Source organism: Methanocrinis sp. (genome assembly GCF_049974945.1).
Lineage (GTDB): Archaea > Halobacteriota > Methanosarcinia > Methanotrichales > Methanotrichaceae > Methanocrinis.
Genome location: NZ_JBNGCU010000079.1, coordinates 1 through 3768 on the forward strand (window position 1 = coordinate 1; position 3768 = coordinate 3768).

A 3768-nucleotide genomic window follows, 5' to 3' on the forward strand; every position below is an offset into this window, starting at 1 on the left:
GAGCGCCTTTATGGCCGGCCTGTTCTTCGGCACCTTCCAGGCCTTCATGCCCGTGATCGGCTGGCTCGGCGGCCTTGAGCTCAGCGAGTTTGCGGCCGGGTTCGACCACTGGATCGCCTTCGGCCTTCTCGTCCTCATCGGGGGAAAGATGATCCACGAGTCGATGACGACTGAACCAGGAGAGGAGCGGGTGGCAAACCTCCTCAACCTCCGCGTCCTCACTCTCCTCGCCATCGCCACCAGCATCGACGCCCTGGCCGTCGGGGTGAGCTTCGCCTTCCTCGACGTCTCCATCATCATGCCCATGATCGGGATCGGGATCGTGACCTTCGCCCTCTCCTTTCTCGGAGTTTTCATAGGGAACCGTTTCGTCGGCTTCTTCGAGAAGAGGATCGAGATCGTCGGCGGCCTGATCCTGATCGGGATCGGCCTCAAGATCCTCCTGAGGGACCTCGTCTTTTAAGCGTCAATGAGGGCTCTTTTTCCGTCCTGGAGCCAACAAATTTAAAATAGTTTGCCTCTATAGAATAAGGTGGAGGTAGAATCGCTTGAAGGTACTGGTAGTCTACTACAGCATGAACGGCCACACCTATCGGCTGGCCGAGGCGGCCGCCGAGGGAGCCCGCCAGGTGGGAGGGGCCGAGGTGGAACTCCGCCGCGTACCCGAGACCCTCTCGGAGGCGGAGCTGAAGAAGAGAGGAGCCGACGCGGAGGCGAGGAAGACCTTTTCCAACGTTCCCATCTGCACTCCCGAGGAGCTGGAGGGGGCGGACGCCGTCATCTTCGGTACGCCCTCGTACCTGGGGAACATGGCGGGCCAGATGCGCACCTTCCTGGACTCTCTGGGCGACCTGTGGAAGAGGAACGCTCTGGTGGGGAAGGTGGGGAGCGTCTTCGTCTCCTCGGGATCCCAGCACGGAGGCCAGGAGGCGGCGATACTGAGTTTTCATCCCACCCTCCTTCATCTGGGGATGGTGATCGTCGGCCTTCCCTATTCCTTTGAGAGCCAGAGGAGGATCGACGTGGTGGCCGGAGGATCTCCCTACGGAGCCTCCACCATCGCCGGGAGGGCCGGAGAGAGGATGCCGAGCGAAACCGAGCTTGCAGGCGCCCGGTTCCAGGGAAAGCACGTCACAGAGATCGCATCCAAGCTTGCGCGCTGATCCTGATCCCGTCCAACTTCTCAGCCCGGTATCGGGTCAAGAACCCGAAAACCATTTTTTATTTTTTTGTTTCTGCGATCTGTAGAGCTGGATGCACTGATCAGATCGACCGTTTAAAGTTTGACCGGGGGGTGGTACGGGACAGAGTTTAATAGATGCTGATCGATAATAGAAAGAGATGATAGACTTCTTCCTCGCACATCAGCGCAATCCCCACTTCACCGGTCGAAGCTCGATCCTGAAGGATCTAAAAGGAGCCCTGACCGAGGGCGGGCCCGCCGTGCTCATCGGCCCTGACGGCATGGGAAAGAGCGCCATCGCCGAAGAGCACGGTCGAGTCAACGTCACCGAGTACGACTTCAGGCTCTGGGTCAGGGCCTGGGATGCGACCGTCCTCGCCACCGACTACGCGGGCCTGGCTGAACCCTTCGGCATCCCTCACCAGGAGGACTCGGACCTTCAGGATCTGGCCAGCTCCATCCGGACCTGGCTTGAGGAGAACGAGAGGTGGCTTCTCGTCTTCGACGACGCCCCCTCGCCCGAAGTCCTGGAGGAGTATCTACCACGGCCCGGATCTGGGGGCGGCGGCGTGATCATCACGTCAAAGAGCCCCGGCTGGGATGGGGATTTCGCCAAGATCGAGGTCGGCCCCCTCGACCCATCAGAGGCCGCCTCATTTCTTCTGAGCCTTACCGGCCAGGAGGATGCCGAGGCCTCGAAGAAACTGGCAGAAGCCCTGGAGAGCCTCCCCTTGGCTCTCGAGCTCGCCGGAGCTTACATCGGATGGACCGGGGTCCCCATCTCAAAGTATCTGGATATTTACAGAAAAAGGCTCGGCGAAATTTCTGGCAGGACGTCGGGACTCCCTGAAGCCCTGGTCGCCGTCGCGGATATATCGACCGAGCAGGTCCGGGCCGTCTCTCAGGAGGGGATCGACCTCCTCAGGCTCTCCGCCTTTCTAGCTGCCGAGGACCTTCCTCTCGACCTCCTCGTAAAAACCTCGGCCCTTCTCGCCGATTCGGTAGAGATGGGCCTTATGGCCCTAGACCGCAGGGGGCTCGTCAGAAGGGACGAGGAGCCCTTATCGGTCCATCCCCTCATCCAGGCCCTCGCCTACAGTCGTCTCGACGATGGAGAGAGGAAGACCTGGGCGGACGAGACGGTGAGGGCCATAGGGGGCGCCTTCAGCACTTACCTGGGGGACCTCTCCACCTGGCCGGAGTGCGCCCGCCTCCTTCCTCACGCCCTCGCTTCCTCGGAGAAGGTCGAGGATCTGAGGATGGGGTCAGAGCCCGCCTCTCTCCTCTTGAACCAGGTCGGCCTTTACCTTCATCGGAGGGGCGACCTCGCCGGGGCGAGGAACGTTCTCGAGAGGCTCGTCGTCCTCGATGAGAGGTTCTATGGAAGGGGCCACCCAGAGGTGGCCACCGACCTGAACAACCTTGGATCTGTCCTGAGAGTCCTGGGCGACCTGCGAGCGGCGAAGGGGTGCTTCGAGAGGGCCCTGGCCATCGAGGAGGCGCAAGACGCCCCAGACCGGCTGAAGATCGCCATCCGGGCGAACAACTTGGGCACGGTCCTCCGATCCCTGGGCGACCTGACGGGGGCCCTAGCCGCGTTCGAGAGGGCCCTGGCCATAGATAGGGAGGCCTACGGCCCCAACCATCTCAAGACCGCGATCCGGCTGAACAACCGTGGGGAGGTCCTCCAGGAGATGGGAGACCTGGACGGCGCAAAAGAGAGCTATCAGCTGGCCTTCCGGGTCTTCGAGCAGTTCCTGGGTCCCGGCCACCACTACACCCAGAGGGCGCGGGAGAATCTGGATTCTCTATCGCAAAGTGAGTCGGACTGAAGAAGAGAGGGATGCGGATCTGCGGTCGGCGCTCAACGTCGATCGCCCCGCTACAGTCCCCGGCTCATAAATCCTCTGCAGATCTATCGGACGATGGGGGTTAGACCCCACCCTCCCGGATCAAACTCGTTATCCCGGAAGTCCTTCACCTCCGCGTAGCCGAAAGCTGCCAGCATGCCGTTGAAGTTGATGAGGGTGCCGGTCTCGGGATCTTCGACGTAGGCGACGCAAATCCACCGGCCGTACCTGTCTTTGCCGCCGAGGTCGTCGACGTCGAGATGGACCGTCTCGCCGAGGAGCATGGTCTCGGCGAAGAACTTGGCGGCCTTCCCGGCGGGGGTGTCCATCTCGGGACTGTCGACGTCGGCGAGCCTCACCCTCCCTAACCCCTCGACGTCGAAGGTATCGCCGTCGACGACCTTCGTCACCACTCCTGAGACCTCCGTCGTCGGCGCTTCTGCCCGCCCCTTCGAGCCGCCTGCTCGGGGCGATACATCCTCCTCTGGCCCCCGGTCCAGACATCCTGCCCCGGCCAGAAGTACTGCCAGAACCAGAGAGGTCGCCAATGCGGATCGGATCTTCATTCAGATCAGGGCCACCCGTACCGCCACTTGGAGCCGTCCTCGCTTCTAAACCAGACCTGGCCGTCGTTGTCGTCGTCGCTGAGGGGGAGAGTCCTGTCCACCTCCAGGTTCGAATTCGTCTTCAGGACGATCGACTCATCGGAGTTGTCCAGCCATCGGCATCCTCTGG

The 3768-nt window shown here is 61.8% G+C and carries 4 protein-coding genes; 3 read left to right on the top strand and 1 reads right to left on the bottom strand.

Translation table 11 applies throughout. The features are described 5' to 3' along the window. The 3 genes from ACP5EL_RS08035 to ACP5EL_RS08045 form a co-directional block, all read left to right on the top strand. Positions 1-463: manganese efflux pump MntP family protein (locus ACP5EL_RS08035; protein ID WP_428401993.1), on the top strand; the 463-nt coding region annotated here is incomplete at its 5' end. An 85-nt stretch (positions 464-548) separates the two neighbouring features. Continuing rightward, positions 549-1163, top strand: a complete 615-nt coding sequence (wrbA, locus tag ACP5EL_RS08040; RefSeq protein ID WP_428401994.1) for an NAD(P)H:quinone oxidoreductase — start codon at positions 549-551, stop codon at positions 1161-1163. 178 nt (positions 1164-1341) lie between these two features. After that, positions 1342-3015 carry a tetratricopeptide repeat protein gene (locus ACP5EL_RS08045; RefSeq protein WP_428401995.1) on the top strand — a complete coding sequence of 558 codons (1674 nt, stop codon included), beginning with the start codon at positions 1342-1344 and terminating at the stop codon, positions 3013-3015. An 83-nt stretch (positions 3016-3098) separates the two neighbouring features. Here the strand turns inward: ACP5EL_RS08045 and ACP5EL_RS08050 are convergent, their stop codons facing one another. Further along, complete coding sequence (locus ACP5EL_RS08050) at positions 3099-3599, bottom strand: thermonuclease family protein (protein WP_428401996.1); 501 nt, start codon at positions 3597-3599, stop codon at positions 3099-3101. Between the last annotated feature and the right edge of the window lie 169 nt (positions 3600-3768).